This window comes from Amycolatopsis sp. NPDC051372, from assembly GCF_040682095.1.
Taxonomy (GTDB): domain Bacteria; phylum Actinomycetota; class Actinomycetes; order Mycobacteriales; family Pseudonocardiaceae; genus Amycolatopsis.
Genome location: NZ_JBFBAF010000003.1, coordinates 69,763 through 83,584 on the forward strand (window position 1 = coordinate 69,763; position 13,822 = coordinate 83,584).

The 13,822-nt window shown below is 70.1% G+C and carries 16 protein-coding genes; 6 read left to right on the forward strand and 10 right to left on the reverse strand.

All coding sequences use genetic code 11. The features are described from left to right. Positions 1-2 precede the first annotated feature (2 nt). From AB0M56_RS05895 to AB0M56_RS05910, 4 genes are read left to right on the forward strand one after another with little or no spacing between them, the layout of a single operon-like run. Complete coding sequence (locus tag AB0M56_RS05895; protein WP_364171495.1) at positions 3-926, forward strand: 1,4-dihydroxy-2-naphthoyl-CoA synthase; 924 nt, start codon at positions 3-5, stop codon at positions 924-926. Positions 927-942: 16 nt separating this feature from the next. After that, entirely contained in the window at positions 943-2,094 is a 1,152-nt protein-coding gene (gene menE / locus AB0M56_RS05900; RefSeq protein ID WP_364171496.1) for an o-succinylbenzoate--CoA ligase, read from the forward strand. Between the two features lie 51 nt (positions 2,095-2,145). Then, complete coding sequence (locus tag AB0M56_RS05905; RefSeq protein WP_285970766.1) at positions 2,146-2,277, forward strand: hypothetical protein; 132 nt, start codon at positions 2,146-2,148, stop codon at positions 2,275-2,277. Positions 2,278-2,311: 34 nt separating this feature from the next. Continuing rightward, entirely contained in the window at positions 2,312-3,181 is an 870-nt protein-coding gene (locus AB0M56_RS05910; RefSeq protein ID WP_364171499.1) for a 1,4-dihydroxy-2-naphthoate polyprenyltransferase, read from the forward strand. Between the two features lie 172 nt (positions 3,182-3,353). Here the strand turns inward: AB0M56_RS05910 and AB0M56_RS05915 are convergent, their stop codons facing one another. The 3 genes from AB0M56_RS05915 to AB0M56_RS05925 are packed head-to-tail and all read right to left on the reverse strand — an operon-like array spanning position 3,354 to position 5,223. Next, entirely contained in the window at positions 3,354-4,430 is a 1,077-nt protein-coding gene (locus AB0M56_RS05915; protein WP_364171501.1) for a PLP-dependent cysteine synthase family protein, read from the reverse strand. Then, the gene (locus AB0M56_RS05920; protein WP_364171503.1) at positions 4,427-4,738 is read right to left on the reverse strand and encodes a DUF4229 domain-containing protein; all 312 of its coding nucleotides are present in this window, start codon (positions 4,736-4,738) and stop codon (positions 4,427-4,429) included. Before AB0M56_RS05920 ends, AB0M56_RS05915 begins: the two co-directional genes overlap by 4 nt. An 11-nt stretch (positions 4,739-4,749) precedes the next feature. Beyond that, the gene (locus tag AB0M56_RS05925) at positions 4,750-5,223 is read right to left on the reverse strand and encodes an Lrp/AsnC family transcriptional regulator (RefSeq protein ID WP_220245963.1); all 474 of its coding nucleotides are present in this window, start codon (positions 5,221-5,223) and stop codon (positions 4,750-4,752) included. 376 nt (positions 5,224-5,599) lie between these two features. Between AB0M56_RS05925 and AB0M56_RS05930 the strand changes: the two genes are divergently transcribed. Then, entirely contained in the window at positions 5,600-5,812 is a 213-nt protein-coding gene (locus tag AB0M56_RS05930) for a BldC family transcriptional regulator (RefSeq protein WP_072474890.1), read from the forward strand. A gap of 287 nt (positions 5,813-6,099) precedes the next feature. Beyond that, complete coding sequence (locus AB0M56_RS05935; RefSeq protein WP_220245962.1) at positions 6,100-6,285, forward strand: hypothetical protein; 186 nt, start codon at positions 6,100-6,102, stop codon at positions 6,283-6,285. Between the two features lie 64 nt (positions 6,286-6,349). Here the strand turns inward: AB0M56_RS05935 and AB0M56_RS05940 are convergent, their stop codons facing one another. From AB0M56_RS05940 to hemL, 7 genes are all read right to left on the reverse strand, one after another. Further along, positions 6,350-7,702: an AAA family ATPase gene (locus AB0M56_RS05940; RefSeq protein WP_364171506.1), complete on the reverse strand. Its 1,353-nt coding sequence runs from the start codon at positions 7,700-7,702 to the stop codon at positions 6,350-6,352. A gap of 90 nt (positions 7,703-7,792) precedes the next feature. After that, positions 7,793-8,770 (reverse strand): c-type cytochrome biogenesis protein CcsB, encoded by a 978-nt coding sequence (gene ccsB / locus AB0M56_RS05945; RefSeq protein WP_364171508.1) that lies wholly within the window; start codon positions 8,768-8,770, stop codon positions 7,793-7,795. 3 nt (positions 8,771-8,773) lie between these two features. Then, on the reverse strand, positions 8,774-10,378 hold the full coding sequence (locus AB0M56_RS05950) for a cytochrome c biogenesis protein ResB (RefSeq protein WP_364171510.1): 1,605 nt from the start codon (positions 10,376-10,378) through the stop codon (positions 8,774-8,776). Further along, entirely contained in the window at positions 10,375-11,148 is a 774-nt protein-coding gene (locus AB0M56_RS05955; protein WP_364171512.1) for a cytochrome c biogenesis CcdA family protein, read from the reverse strand. Before AB0M56_RS05955 ends, AB0M56_RS05950 begins: the two co-directional genes overlap by 4 nt. A 115-nt stretch (positions 11,149-11,263) precedes the next feature. Continuing rightward, positions 11,264-11,842, reverse strand: coding sequence for a TlpA disulfide reductase family protein (locus tag AB0M56_RS05960; RefSeq protein WP_364171514.1), 579 nt, complete (start codon positions 11,840-11,842; stop codon positions 11,264-11,266). Further along, positions 11,839-12,465, reverse strand: a complete 627-nt coding sequence (locus AB0M56_RS05965; protein WP_220245956.1) for a histidine phosphatase family protein — start codon at positions 12,463-12,465, stop codon at positions 11,839-11,841. The genes AB0M56_RS05960 and AB0M56_RS05965 overlap by 4 nt, the downstream gene beginning before the upstream one ends. Continuing rightward, positions 12,462-13,766 (reverse strand): glutamate-1-semialdehyde 2,1-aminomutase, encoded by a 1,305-nt coding sequence (gene hemL / locus AB0M56_RS05970; protein WP_364171516.1) that lies wholly within the window; start codon positions 13,764-13,766, stop codon positions 12,462-12,464. Before hemL ends, AB0M56_RS05965 begins: the two co-directional genes overlap by 4 nt. Positions 13,767-13,822 lie beyond the last annotated feature (56 nt).

Below are 13,822 nucleotides of genomic sequence, written 5' to 3' on the forward strand. Positions count from 1 at the left end.
ACGTGGATGACGCCCTAGTTTCCGAGCTGTTCGACCCCGCCGCGTGGACCGAGGTCGAAGGTTTCGCCTTCACCGACATCACCTACCACCGCTCTGCCGAGAGCCGCTCCGGCAAACGGGTGGTCCGCGTCGCGTTCGACCGTCCGGAGGTCCGCAACGCCTTCCGCCCGCACACGGTCGACGAGCTCTACCGCGCCCTCGACCACGCCCGGATGAGCTCCGACGTCGGCTGCGTCCTGCTCACCGGCAACGGGCCGTCGCCCAAGGACGGCGGCTGGGCGTTCTGTTCCGGCGGTGACCAGCGTATTCGCGGACGCTCCGGGTATCAGTACGCAAGCGGGGAGACCTCCGACACGGTCGACCCCGCTCGCGCCGGCCGGCTGCACATCCTCGAGGTCCAGCGCTTGATCCGGTTCATGCCGAAACCGGTGGTCGCGGTCGTTCCCGGCTGGGCCGCGGGCGGTGGGCACTCGCTGCACGTCGTGTGCGATCTCACGCTCGCCTCCGCCGAGCACGCGCGCTTCAAGCAGACCGACGCCGACGTCGGCTCGTTCGACGCCGGCTACGGCTCCGCCTACCTGGCCCGCCAGGTCGGGCAGAAGTTCGCCCGCGAGATCTTCTTCCTCGGCCGCGACTACACCGCCGAGCAGATGCACCACATGGGCGCGGTGAACGAGGTCGTCCCCCACGCCGATCTGGAGAAGGTGGCGCTGGAGTGGGGCTGGGCCATCGTCGGCAAATCCCCGACGGCGCAGCGCATGCTGAAGTACGCGTTCAACGCGATCGACGACGGCCTCGTCGGCCAGCAGCTCTTCGCCGGCGAGACCACGCGGCTGGCGTACATGCAGGACGAAGCCGTGGAAGGCCGCGACGCGTTCCTGCAGAAGCGGGACCCGGATTGGTCCGACGTCCCGTACTACTACTGATCCACCGGGAGACCTCGTGCGTGTGGTGTGGCTCGACGGGAGCGCCGAAGCGGTGTCCACCCTGGACACGGCCGTGGCGGCGGCGCTGGACGGCGGCGAGGCCGTGCTGCCGCTGTCTTCGGCCGACCCGGCCGCGCCCGGCGTGCTCGAGGCCATGGCGCCGGACACCCCGGCCGAACCGGACACGGCCGTGATCATCGCCACGTCCGGGTCGACGGGCGCGCCGAAGGGCGTGCTGCTCTCGCCGGGGGCGCTGACGTCGTCGGCCACCGCCACGCACGCGCGGCTCGGCGGGGCGGGCCACTGGCTGCTCGCCACGCCGGCGCACTACATCGGCGGCCTGCAGGTGCTGGTCCGCGCGCGGCTGGCGGGCACGAAAGCCGCGGTCCTGACCGGGGCGGGCTTCCGGCCGGACGAGTTCGCCGCGGCCGCCGCGCCGGTGCTGGCCGAGGACGGGCCGCGGTACACGGCGCTGGTGCCGACGCAGCTCGTCCGGCTGCTCGACGACGGCGGGGCCGGGCTGTCCGCGGCCCGCGCGTTCGACGGGATCGTGCTGGGCGCTGCGGCGACGTCGGCGAAGCTGCGTACGCGGGCTGTCGAGGCCGGCGTGCGTATCGTCCCCGCGTACGGCATGAGCGAGACCGCGAGTGGCTGTGTCTACGACGGGGTGCCGCTCGACGGGGTGCGCGTGGAGCCGGATGCCGATGAGCGGCTGCGGATCTCCGGGCCGGTGCTGGCCCACGGCTACCGGCTCGCACCATCGCTCACCGAGGAGTCGTTCCAGGACGGCTGGTTCCGCACGTCCGACCGTGGGCGGCTGCTCGACGACGGCCGCGTCGAGGTCCTCGGCCGCGCGGACGACGTGATCAACACCGGCGGTGTGAAGGTGTCGGCGGGGTCGGTGGAGCGGGTGCTCGGTGCGATCAAGGGCGTGCGCGACGTCTGCGTGGTCGGGATCCCGGACCCTCAATGGGGTGAAGCAGTGGTCGCGTTGGTGGTCGCGGAGGGACCGGTCGCGGGCGAAACGCTCCGAGCCGTGGTCCGCGAGGAACTGGGTGCCGCGGCGGCGCCGAAGCAGGTCGAGTTCACGGCCGAACTGCCGTTGCGTGGCCCCGGGAAGATCGACCGGGCAGCCGTCAAAGCCCTGTTCGCCCGACTGACGGCGTGAAATCCCGCCGCATCGTTGACAGGGTGCCAGTGATCACGGTTGCCTCGGGGTATGACGAGGTGGACGAAGGCTGCCGTGGCGGTCGTGACTCTTGCGGTGGGGTTGCTCATCGGCGCGGGCGCCGCGTCGGCCGACGAGCCGAACAGCAGCGGGACCCTCACGTGGCAGGTCACGGGTTCCTGATCGGGTGAAGATCGCATGGCGTTGAATAACGACCATGGCGACAGTGAGTGAGTGGATCGAAGGCGCCCGCCCGCGGACGCTGCCCAACGCGATCGCGCCGGTGGTCGCGGGCGTCGGGGCGGCGATCGCGCTGGACGCGTTCTCGTGGTGGCGTTCGGTGCTCGCGCTGCTGGTCGCGCTCGCTCTGATCATCGGCGTGAACTACGCCAACGACTACTCCGACGGCGTGCGCGGCACCGACGAGAACCGCGTCGGCCCGCTGCGACTCGTCGGCTCCGGCACAGCCGCCCCGAAGGCCGTCCTCGCGGCGGCGCTGGTGTGTCTTGGCCTGGCCGGCGTCCTTGGCCTGCTGCTCGTGGCCCTCACCGGCTTCTGGTGGCTGCTGATCATGGGTGGCGTCTGCATCCTCGGCGCGTGGTTCTACACAGGCGGCAAGAAGCCCTACGGCTACTACGGCTTCGGCGAGATCGCCGTCTTCGTGTTCTTCGGCCTCGCCGGCGTCCTGGGCACCCTCTACGTGCAGGCCGGGCGCGTCAGCTGGGCCGGCTTGGGCTGCGCCGTCGCGGTCGGCTGCTTCTCCACGGCCGTGCTGACGGCCAACAACCTCCGCGACATCCCCACCGACATCGAGTCGGGCAAACGCACCCTCGCCACCCGCCTCGGCGACACCGGCACCCGCCGCCTGTACCTCGCACTGGTGACGGTGCCCTACGTGCTCACGGTGGTCCTCGGCATCTGGCACCCACTGCAACTCATCGCCCTGGTCACGGCCCCCATGCTGCTCAAGTCCGTCCGCGCAGTCGGCAGCGGCAAGGTCGGCCGCGAACTCATCCCCGCCCTCCGCGACACGGGCCTGGCCATGCTCGCCTGGGCAGTCCTCAGCGCCCTCGCACTCAGCCTCTGACCACACCCAGGCGACACACCGCCCCCCACTCAACGCAACAGACCCACCCAACCAAACCCAGCACCCAGACCCGCCCCGGCACCCCGATCCGAAGCCTCCGTCAACACAATCCAGCTTCGGGGTGCTCTCCCAGCGCAACACGCCCTGCGAGGACCACAAGGACCTACAAGGCCTACCCCTCAAACCGACCGGTCAGCAGAAACTCATCGAACTTCGCCCGATACGGCGCGATGTCGAGGTCCTGCTCCGCCAACCACTCATCCGAGTAGTACGTGTTCGCATACCGATCCCCACCGTCACACAACAACGTGACGACAGACCCGGCCTGTCCCTCGGCGATCATCCGCGAGATCAGCAAAAACGCGCCGTACAGGTTCGTCCCCGTGGACCCACCCGCCCAGTGCCCCGTGTGATCGCGCAACAACCGGATGGCGGCAAGCGACCCGGCATCCGGCACCGAGAACATCTCGTCGATCACCCCGGGCACGAACGACGGCTCCACCCGCGGCCGGCCGATCCCCTCGATCCGCGACGGCATCCCCGTCGAGTAGTCCAGCGCCCCGGTCTCCCAGGCACTGAAGAACGATGAGTTCTCCGGGTCCACCACGGCGATCTTGGTCGTGTGGCGCTTGTACCGCACATACCGCCCGAACGTCGCGCTCGTGCCGCCCGTCCCGGCGCCGACCACGATCCACGACGGCACCGGATGCCGCTCGGCGCGCATCTGCGCGAACACCGATTCCGCGATGTTGTTGTTGCCACGCCAGTCGGTCGCGCGCTCGGCGTAGGTGAACTGGTCGAGGTAGTGCCCTCCGCACTCGGCGGCGAGGCGTTCGGCCTCCGGGTACATGTCCGGGGCGCGGTCGACGTAGTGGCACTCGCCGCCGTAGAACTCGATGAGGGCGATCTTCTCCTTGCTCGTGCGCCGCGGCACCACGGTCACGAACTTGAGCCCCAGCATGCGCGCGAAGTACGCCTCGGACACCGCCGTCGAGCCGCTGGAGGCCTCGATGAGCGTGGTGTCCGGGCCGATCTGGCCGTTGACCAGGCCGTAGAGCAGCAGCGACCGGGCGAGCCGGTGCTTGAGTGAGCCCGTGGGGTGCACGGACTCGTCCTTCAGGTAGAGGTCGACGCCCCATTCCTGGGGCAGCGGGAACACGTGCAGGTGGGTGTCGGCGCTGCGGTTCGCGTCGGCCTCGATGATGCGGACGGCCTCACGCACCCAGGCGCGGTTGTGGAGCCTGCTCACGCGGCCTCGTCGCCCGGGTTCGCCGGGAGGTCACCGCGCAGCTGGGCGCGTAGCGCGGCCCGCGCGCGAGCCCGCGACTCGTTGCGCTTGGCCAGCCCGGCCGTCACGCGCGCGTTGAGCTTGCGGAAGAGCAGCAGACCCAGCGGCAGGCCCACGACGAGCCCGATGAGGAGGGACACCAGCAGCGGCACCCCGACCAGCGACAGCACCAAGGCGACCACGGCCACCAGTGCGAAGCGCGCGACCAGGTACAGCGTCAGGTCACGGGGCAGGTGTTCCGGCGATTCGTGTTCCGGCGATTCGCTCACATCAAGGGAGGCTACGCCTTGTTCTCGGCCTCTTCGTCCAGGCCCGCGTTGTTCGGACGGCCCTCGAAGCGCGTCGAGAGCACCACCGTCGTGTTGGTGCGCCCGACGCCCGGGATGCGCCGCAGCCGCCCGAGGGTGTGCTCCAGCTCGTCGACGGTCGACACGCGCACCTTCACCACGAACGCCTCGTCGCCGGCCACGGCGTAGCAGCTCTCCACCTCGGCGAGCTCGCCGAGCGCGGTGGCCACGTCCTCGTCGGTGGCGGTGTCCGTCGGGTGGATGCCCACCAGCGCCGTGACCCCCAGGCCGACGGTGCCCGGGTCCACCATCGCGTGGTAGCCGGTGATCACCCCCGCGGCCTCGAGCTTGCCGACTCGTTCGTGCACCGACGAGGCCGATAAACCGACGGAGCGGCCGAGGTCGGCGTAGGTGGCCCGGCCGTTGACCCGCAACGCCGCGATGATCTTCCGGTCCAGCTGATCCACGGGCTCATTATGCTTCGCGGCCCGCGCCGGCCGCAGGGAAGGTAAGGCGCCCCGATCAACGCCACAGAGTGTCTACTGCGTCACAACGTCGCCGATGGCCGCTATCGCCCGCGATGCCCCTTTAGCGCGTCTTTACCTGAGGTCGCCGCTCCGCAGAAGAAAACCTCCTGGTCAGAGCCATTTGAACAAGGACTTCACACACGGGAGGACGTCAGAGGTTATGTCCCTTTTGCACTTTAAGGGCTCTTTACTCAAGGACAACCGTTCGAGTACCCGACGGGTGAAGTGCCACGATTGCCGCGTTGGCTACCCCGGCGCGACGGGCGAAAGGCCCGATGCCTCCGGTATAGCAAGTAGGTCGTTAAGGAGGCGGAAAATGACCGCGACGATGGGCGGAAGGTTGCTCACTCCGGGTGAGGTGGCCGCCTTGTTCCGGGTGGACCCGAAGACGGTCACCCGGTGGGCCACGGCCGGCCGGATCGGCTCGATCCGGACCCCGGGCGGGCACCGCAGGTTCCGCGAGTCCGAGGTGAACGAGCTCCTCGCCGAGCTCACCACCGACGCGAGCGAACCGGCCCGCAAGGCCTGAACCACCGCGACGAGAGGGTCGTGAGTGGTAAGAGGTGACTTCCCGCACCTCTTACCGGTCACGACCCTTCGTCGTACCCGGTCCACGAACCGCGGTCGTGCCGTCGTGACCTCGCTCCGGGCCGCCGAGGAGATTTCGGGCTACTGTGCTTCCGGTGACCAACCCGACCACAGCCACGGCGGGAACGGTTGCCAGACAGGGCGCCCCTCCGTTGCGTACCCACCTACTTTTGGCCGGATTGGTAATGTGGGGAGTCGGCAAGGCCTTGCACGACGGAAGGACCGGGCATGATCGCTCTGCTCGCAGCGGTGGGCGCCATCACCATCGCCGTTCTGTTGTGGCGGGCCTTCGGGGCGCAACGCATCGGCGTGCCGGACCGGCGGCCGACCCTCGCCCCCGACGACGACCCCGACTTCCTGCGCAAGCTCGGCGAGCAACAGCGCAAGCGGCCCACCGACGACCCGGACGCGTGACCGCCGGAACGTAAAGAAGCGCCCCAGGTCAGGCAGGCCCGGGGCGCCGTTCATCCATCAAGTGTCAGCGGTACTGCTGCGCCCCGAAGCCATCGGCCACGGTCGCCGCCAGCTCCAGCAGCGCCAGACGCGTGTCGCCGCCGAGGCGTTCCAGCTCGATCTCCGCGCCCTCCTCGAGGTGCGCGTCGAACGGGATGCGGCACACGGCGCGGACCTTGGCGCCGAAGTGAGCCGAGAGCTTGTCGAGGTCGACCGAGCTGCCCTTGGGGCGCACGGAGTTGATGACCACGACCGAGCGCTTCACCAGGTCGCCGTAGCCGTGGGCCTCGAGCCAGTCGAGCGTGGCCGAGGCGCTGCGGGCGCCGTCGACAGAGCCCGACGAGACGACCACGAGCGAGTCGGCGACGTCGAGCACGCCCTTCATCGCCGAGTGCATCAAGCCGGTGCCGCAGTCGGTGAGCACGATGTTGTAGAAGTGCTCCAGCAGGTTGACCGTGCGCCGGTAGTCGGTCTCGGAGAAGGCCTCCGACACGGCCGGGTCCTGCTCGCTGGCGAGGATCTCCAGCCGGCTGGAGCCCTGTGAGGTGTACGAGCGGACGTCGCTGTAGCGGGTGATCTTCTCGGCGTCGCGCAGCAGGTGCCGCACGGTCGCCGTGGTCTCGATCGCGATCTTCTGCGACAGCGTGCCGCGGTCCGGGTTCGCGTCCACGGCCACCACACGGTCGCCGCGCAGCGACGCGAAGGTCGAGCCCAGCGTCGTCGTGGTGGTGGTCTTGCCGACGCCGCCCTTGAGCGAGAGCATCGCGATCTTGTAGCACCCGCGCAGCGGCTGATTCACGCGCGCGATCAGCTCGCGCCGGCGCGTGTCGGCCGGACTTTCGCCGGGGTTGAGCAGCTTGCCGGTGCCCACGTACAGCGCCTTGCGCCAGCCGGACTGCGGCGTGCGCTTCGCCTGCTTCACCAGGTGCGCGGTGGTCAGGTCGTCGGGCACGGCCGAGTGCCGGCCGCCCGGCTGCGGCAGGCCCGAAGGCTGCTGCTGCGACGGCGGTTGCTGCTGCGGGTAACCCGCGGGCGGGTACTGCTGCTGCGGCTGCAGCGGCGGGAGGTTCTGGTCGTACTGCTGCTGCGCATACCCGGGCGGAACCTGGCCGGGCTGTGCCGGCTGGCCCGCCTGAGCAACAGGCTGACCCGGCACGGCGTGCGGGCCCGAGTTCGGGTTGGGCGAGGCCACGACCTGAGTCGGCTGGGCCTCGTACGCGTCCGCGGACGGGTGCGGCGTCGAGTCCGTACGTTCGTCGGAGAACAGTTCGGCCGCCGGTTCCGGAGTGGGTTCGGGCTGTGCCTGAGCCTGCTCGGGCTGCCCTGGAACACCGCCGGACTCCGTCCGGGTGGCCGCCTCTTCGCTGGGTCCGGTCACCGCTGCCAACCTCCCGATCGCACCGCCTGCTGGATCCTCCAGGTATCGACGGTAGTCGGGTGGAGTGTTACGAACCGCGTGGACCCCCGGTCAGTTCACCCCTGCGTAGGAGTGCAGTCCGGCAGTCACCAGGTTGACGAAGAACAGGTTGAAGATCGTCACCGCGAAGCCGACGATGTTGATCACGGCCGCCCGCGTGCCGCGCCACCCCGCGGTGGCGCGGGAGTGCAGGTATGCGGCGTAAACGACCCACGCGATGAAGGCGACGGTCTCCTTCGGGTCCCAGCCCCAGAACCGGCCCCACGCGGCTTCGGCCCACACCGCGCCGCACAGCACGCCGAAGGTGAAGATGGGGAAGGCCACGATCGTGGCGCGGTAGGCGATGCGGTCGAGCACGTCGGCGGCCGGGAGCTTCGGGCCGAAGCCGGGGAACTTGGCCGGGTTGCTGTCGTACGCGGTGCGGAACAGGTAGAGCACGCTCGCCACGCCGGGCACGAGGAACACGCCGGAGCCGATGATCGCGGCCGACACGTGGATGTAGAGCCAGTAGGACTGCAGCGCGGGCACGACCGGCGCGGCCACCGTGTAGAGCAGCGTGCCGTTGATGAACATCAGGATCACGACGGGCAGCAGCAGGAAGCCCGTGAGGTGGCGCACCGGGAACTTCCGGATCACGATCAGCCACGCGACCACCGTGATGAAGGTGACCGCCATGCCGTACTCGTACATGTTGCCCCACGGCGCGCGGTGCACGGCGAGCCCGCGCAGCACGATCGCGGTGAGCTGCAGCAGCGCGCCCAGCACCAGCAGAGAGGCCCCCATGCGACCGATGCGCTCGGCGCGGCCGACCTCGCGCGGGGCATCGGGCTCGGCCGGGTTGTCGGCGTCCTCGATCACCGGCCCGCCGGCGCCGACCAGCGACTTCTGCGCGCTGCGCTCGTGGGCGCGGCGGCCCTTCGCGCCGAAGGCCTGCTCGAACAGCGAGAGCAGGAGCGCGAGGACGTAGATCGCCACCGTGGTGGTGTAGAACCAGTCGCTGTACTGCGACAACGTCTCGTTGATCTGCATGCCTCAGCTGCCTTTCCGGCCCGTGACCAGCCGTTCGCTGATCCGCTGGAACTCTTCGCCGTACCCTGCCTGGTCGGTGCGCGCCAGCCCGGCGACCTCGATCACGGTACCCGCGTGTCCGTCGTCACCTGGGCGCACCCGCACCCACACCCGCCGCCGCTTGACCAGCAGCGATCCGCCCAGGCCCACGAACATCACGATCGCGAAGCCGAGCACGTACACCTGCGTGGGGTCGTGGGAGATCTGCAGGTTCACCCACTTGTTCACGCCGTCGAAGCGCACCTTGGTGCCGTCGTCGAGCGTGACCGACTGGCCGATGGCCAGGTTCTGCCGCGCCACACGCTTGAGGCGGCCGTCGGCCACGAGGCCCTGGTCGACCTCGAACACCGACTGCCCGCGGCCCGCGTCGAGGCCGAGGTCGCCGCGCAGCACGTCGACGGCGACCATCGGGTTGTTCAGCTCGGGCGCAGTGGAGGTGAGGATCCCCTCGTGGACGAACGACGTCGGCGCCAGCACCCCGGTGATCGCGAGCTGCTTGGTGCGGCGCTGGATCTCGTCGGTCACGCCCGGCTGGTCGAACTTGGTGGCGCCCTGCGAAAGCATCGTGGTCGTGTCGGTGGGCCGCCACTGCGTGTTCTGCGTGCGCTTCTCGCCGTTCGGGAAAGTCACGGTGAACTGGGGCGAGTAGCCGTTGCCGAGCAGGTAGACGCGGTCGCCGACAGTGCGCAGCGGGTCGTTGACCTGCAGGTTGTACGGCCGCCAGGTGTTCGTGGTGAGGTCGGCACCCGACTGGTACTGGATGTTCGAGTGGTAGTAGTCGGCCTCACCGGCGGGCGTGTAGTTCGCGGTGAAGTCGTTGACCTTCACGCAGAACGCGTCGAGGTCGGTGCCGTCGATGCGCAGGCCGGCCTCGAACGAGTCGTAGTTGTAGATGCCGGAGTTGCAGAACTGGCTGCCGTCGGCCTGCACGATGACCTGGCCCTCGTAGCTGTAGAGCTTGCCGAGGGCGAAGAAGATGATCAGGCCGAGCATGCCGAAGTGGAAGAGCAGGTTGCCGGTCTCGCGCAGGTAGCCGCGTTCGGCGGAGATGCTGTAGCCGCCGTCTTCATCCCGCTCGATCTTGCGCCAGCCGGACAGCTGCTTGCGCACGTCTTCGCGGATCGACTCGGGCGTGCGCGAGGTGCGGACGATGCGGTGGTGCGGCATCCGCGCCAGGTTGCGCGGCGTCAGCACGGGCTTCGCGCGCATCTGCTTGACGTAGTCCCAGCTGCGCGGCGTGAGGCAGCCGATGAGCGAGATCATCAGCAGCAGGTAGATCGCCGAGAACCAGACGCTGGAGTAGACGTCGTAGAACTCCAGCTTGTCGAGCAGGGTGCCCCACCAGCCGTGGGCCGAGATGTACTCGTCGACCTTGGCCGCGTTGAGCCGGTTCTGCGGCAGCAGCGCGCCGGGCAGCGCGGCGAGCGCCAGCAGGAACAGCAGCACGAGCGCGGTGCGCATCGACGTGAGGCCGCGCCAGGTGTTGCGCAGGAAGGCGAGCAGCTGCTTGCCGGCCGAAGGCTTGTACGGGCGCTGCGGGTTGGCGGGGGGCGCTTCGGTGGTCGTCACAGTGGCAGCACCAGGTTCGAGGCGACGGAGTTGCGGAGCCAGCCCATGACGTCTCCCCAGAGTCCGGTGACGAGCAGGATGCCGACGACCATCAGCAGCCCGCCGCCGATGAGCTGCACGCGGCGGCCGTTGCGGCGCAGCCAGTCGGTGGCGCGCACGGCCCAGCGGGCGCCGAGCGCGATCAGCAGGAACGGCAGGCCGAGGCCCAGGCAGTAGACGAGCACCAGCAGGTAGCCGCGCGCGGCCGCCCCGCCCGTGGCGCTCGCGAGGCTCGTGACAGCCGAGAGCGTCGGGCCGATGCACGGGGTCCAGCCGAGGCCGAACACCGCACCCAGCAGCGGCGCGCCCCAGATCCCGCCGCCCGGCACCCGGTGCGAGCGGACCTCTCGCTGCAGACCCGGGATCCAGCCGAGGAACACCAGCGCCATCGCGATCGTGAGCACGCCGCCGATGCGCTGCAGCAGGTCCTGGTTGATCAGCAGGGTGTCGGCGAGCCAGACGAGCGTGCCGAGCGTCGCGACGAACACAACGGTGAACCCGAGCACGAACAGACCCGCGGCGCCGAGCACGGCGTAGCGACCCTTCTTGCGTTCCTCGTTGACGCTCACCGCCGGCGCGTCGGCTCCCACCAGCGCCGCCAGGTACGCCAGGTACCCGGGCACCAGCGGTACCACGCAGGGCGACGCGAACGAGATCGCGCCGGCCAGCAACGCCACGCCCGCGGCGAGCAGCAGCGGTCCGGAGATCGCCAGCTCGGACACGGAGTTCACGCACTTGAGAGTAGGCAGTGAGCTTCGCGTAAGACGGGCGGGGGCAACTCACAGGACGTACGCCACAGCCCGAAGGGGACCAAGGTCCCACTCGTGACCGGCTGGGCCGGACGCGTTATTTCTCCGCGGCCAGCCGTTGCATCACCGGCAAAAGGTCCGAGGCCAGGATCGGCCGCAGGAACACCGCGGCCACGCGGTGCTGCTTGTCCAGCACGATCGTCGACGGGATGATGTTGCGCGGATAGCCCTGGAGCTGCAGGAGAACGCGGCCGGACGGGTCCCAGATCGACGGGTACGTGACGTTGCGGTCGCGGACGAAGTCCTGGGCGACATCGCGGGCCGGGTCGCGGACGTCGAGGCCGATGATCCCGGCGCCGAGCGGCTGGAGCTGCTTGGCCGCCTGCTCCAGTTCCGGCGTCTCGACGCGGCACGGCCCGCACCACTGGCCCCACAGGTTGATCGCCACCGGTTTGCCCGCGAAGTCGTTGAGCGAAAGCTGCTTGCCCTCGTTCATCAGGTCGTCGCCGGCCAGTACCGGGGCCGTCTGGCGCTTGTCGAGCGGGTAGGTGATGTCGATCTGCCCGCCGGGCGAGACAAAGGTGAAGGTGCCGCCGGAGACAACGGCGTCCTTGCCCGTGGAGCAACCGGCCACCAGCAACGCGGCGGCCAGCAGAGCGCCGATCGCCCGCTTCATGCGCCCGTCACCTTCGGGTCCGTGGTGCCCGCGGGCTCGCTGTAAACGATGTCCACGAGGGCCTCGCCGTCGAAGACCAGCGACGTCAGCGAGGCCAGCGAGCACTGGCGGTTGCGCGGGTCGTGCCACAGGCGCTTGGCCTCGAGGAACCGGCGCAGCGTCCAGATCGGCAGCTGGTGCGACACGCACAGCGCCTCGCGCCCCTCGGCCTGCTCGCGGGCGCGGTACACCGCGCCGAGCATCCGGTGCGCGATCTCGACGTACGGCTCGCCCCACGACGGGCGGAACGGGTTGACCAGGTGCGGCCACGCTTTGGGCTGACGCAGTGCCCCGTCGCCGACGGCCACGCGCTGGCCCTCGAAGACGTTGCCCGCTTCGATCAGGCCCTCGTCGGTCGCGATGTCGAGGCGGTGGGCGGCCGCGATCGGCGCCGCCGTCTCCTGGGCGCGCTGCAGCGGCGACGCGACGACGTGCGCGAGGTCGTGGCCGGCCACGGCTTCCGCGACGGTGAGCGCCTGGCGCTGCCCGCGGTCGGACAGCCGGAAGTTCGGCAGGCGGCCGTAGAGGATCTTGTCGGGGTTGTGGACTTCGCCGTGACGCAGGAGGTGGACGACAGTGGTCACGGCTTGACCGCCTCGGCCGCGGCGCGGGCGGCGGCCGGCAGCGCCGCCTCGATCACGCCGAACGCGTCGTCGTCCATCGCGGCGTTCACGAACCACGCCTCGTACGCGCTTGGTGGCGCGTACACGCCGGCGTCGAGCAGCGCGTGGAAGAAGGCCGGGAAGCGCCAGGTCTCGGTGGCCTGCGCGCCCGCGTAGTCGCGGACGGCGCCGTCGCCGAAGAAGACGCTCACGAGGTTGCCGGCGTACTGCACGTTGTGCGCGACGCCCGCTTCCGTCAGCGCCGCGTCGAAGAGGCCGCCGAGCCGCTTCGCGTTGGCGTCGAGCGCCGCGTAGACCGAGTCGTCGGCCGCTCGCAGCGTCGCGAGGCCCGCGGCGACCGCGACGGGGTTCCCCGACAGCGTGCCCGCCTGGTAGACGGGACCGCCCGGCGCGAGCTTGGCCATCACGTCGGCGCGACCGCCGAACGCGGCGGCCGGCAGCCCGCCCGACATGACCTTGCCGAAGGTGTAGAGGTCACCGGCCACGCCTTCGAGGCCGAACCAGCCGGCGCGCGAGACGCGGAAGCCCGTCATGACCTCGTCCATGATCAGCAGCGCGCCGTGCTCGTGGGCGATCTCCGCGAGGCCCGCGTTGAACCCGGCATCCGGGGCGATCGCGCCCATGTTGCCCGCGGCCGCCTCCGTGATCACCGCCGCGATCTCGCCCTCGTTCTCCACAAAGGACTTCCGCACGGCGTCGAGGTCGTTGTAGGGCAGGACGATCGTGTCGGCGGCCTGCGCGCCCGTGACGCCGGGCGAGGTCGGCAGTCCGAGCGTCGCGACACCGGAGCCGGCCTGGGCCAGCAGCGCGTCGACGTGACCGTGGTAACACCCGGCGAACTTCACGATCTTCGCGCGGCCGGTGAACCCGCGGGCGAGGCGGATCGCGCTCATCGTCGCCTCGGTGCCGGAGTTGACCAGGCGCACCTGCTCGACGGGCTCGACCCGGCCGATGATCTCCTCGGCCAATTCGACCTCGCCGATCGTCGGCGTGCCGAACGACAGCCCGCTCGTGGCGGCCGCGCGCGCGGCCTCGACCACCTGCGGGTGGGCGTGCCCGAGGATCATCGGGCCCCAGGACGAGACGAGGTCGACGTAGCGATTGCCGTCGGCGTCCCACAGGTGGGGGCCCTCGCCGCGGACCATGAAACGCGGGGTGCCGCCGACCGAGTTGAACGCCCGCACCGGCGAGTTCACCCCGCCCGGGACGGCCGCCTTCGCGCGTTCGAACCAAACCTTGGACTGCTCGGTGCCAGTGCTCACCCGTCCAGTCTCGCAAATCCCCGAGCATTGCCGGCGGCCGACGTCGCGCGCGCAGG

Bases quoted from the DNA above. Each gene is read 5' to 3' on its own strand.
- AB0M56_RS05930 (WP_072474890.1), top strand. From the start codon at position 5,600: ATGACCGCGACGATGGGCGGAAGGTTGCTCACTCCGGGTGAGGTGGCC.
- AB0M56_RS05905 (WP_285970766.1), top strand. From the start codon at position 2,146: ATGACGAGGTGGACGAAGGCTGCCGTGGCGGTCGTGACTCTTGCGGTG.
- AB0M56_RS05910 (WP_364171499.1), top strand. From the start codon at position 2,312: ATGGCGACAGTGAGTGAGTGGATCGAAGGCGCCCGCCCGCGGACGCTG.
- AB0M56_RS05935 (WP_220245962.1), top strand. From the start codon at position 6,100: ATGATCGCTCTGCTCGCAGCGGTGGGCGCCATCACCATCGCCGTTCTG.
- AB0M56_RS05960 (WP_364171514.1), bottom strand. From the start codon at position 11,842: ATGAAGCGGGCGATCGGCGCTCTGCTGGCCGCCGCGTTGCTGGTGGCC.
- ccsB (WP_364171508.1), bottom strand. From the start codon at position 8,770: ATGCAGATCAACGAGACGTTGTCGCAGTACAGCGACTGGTTCTACACC.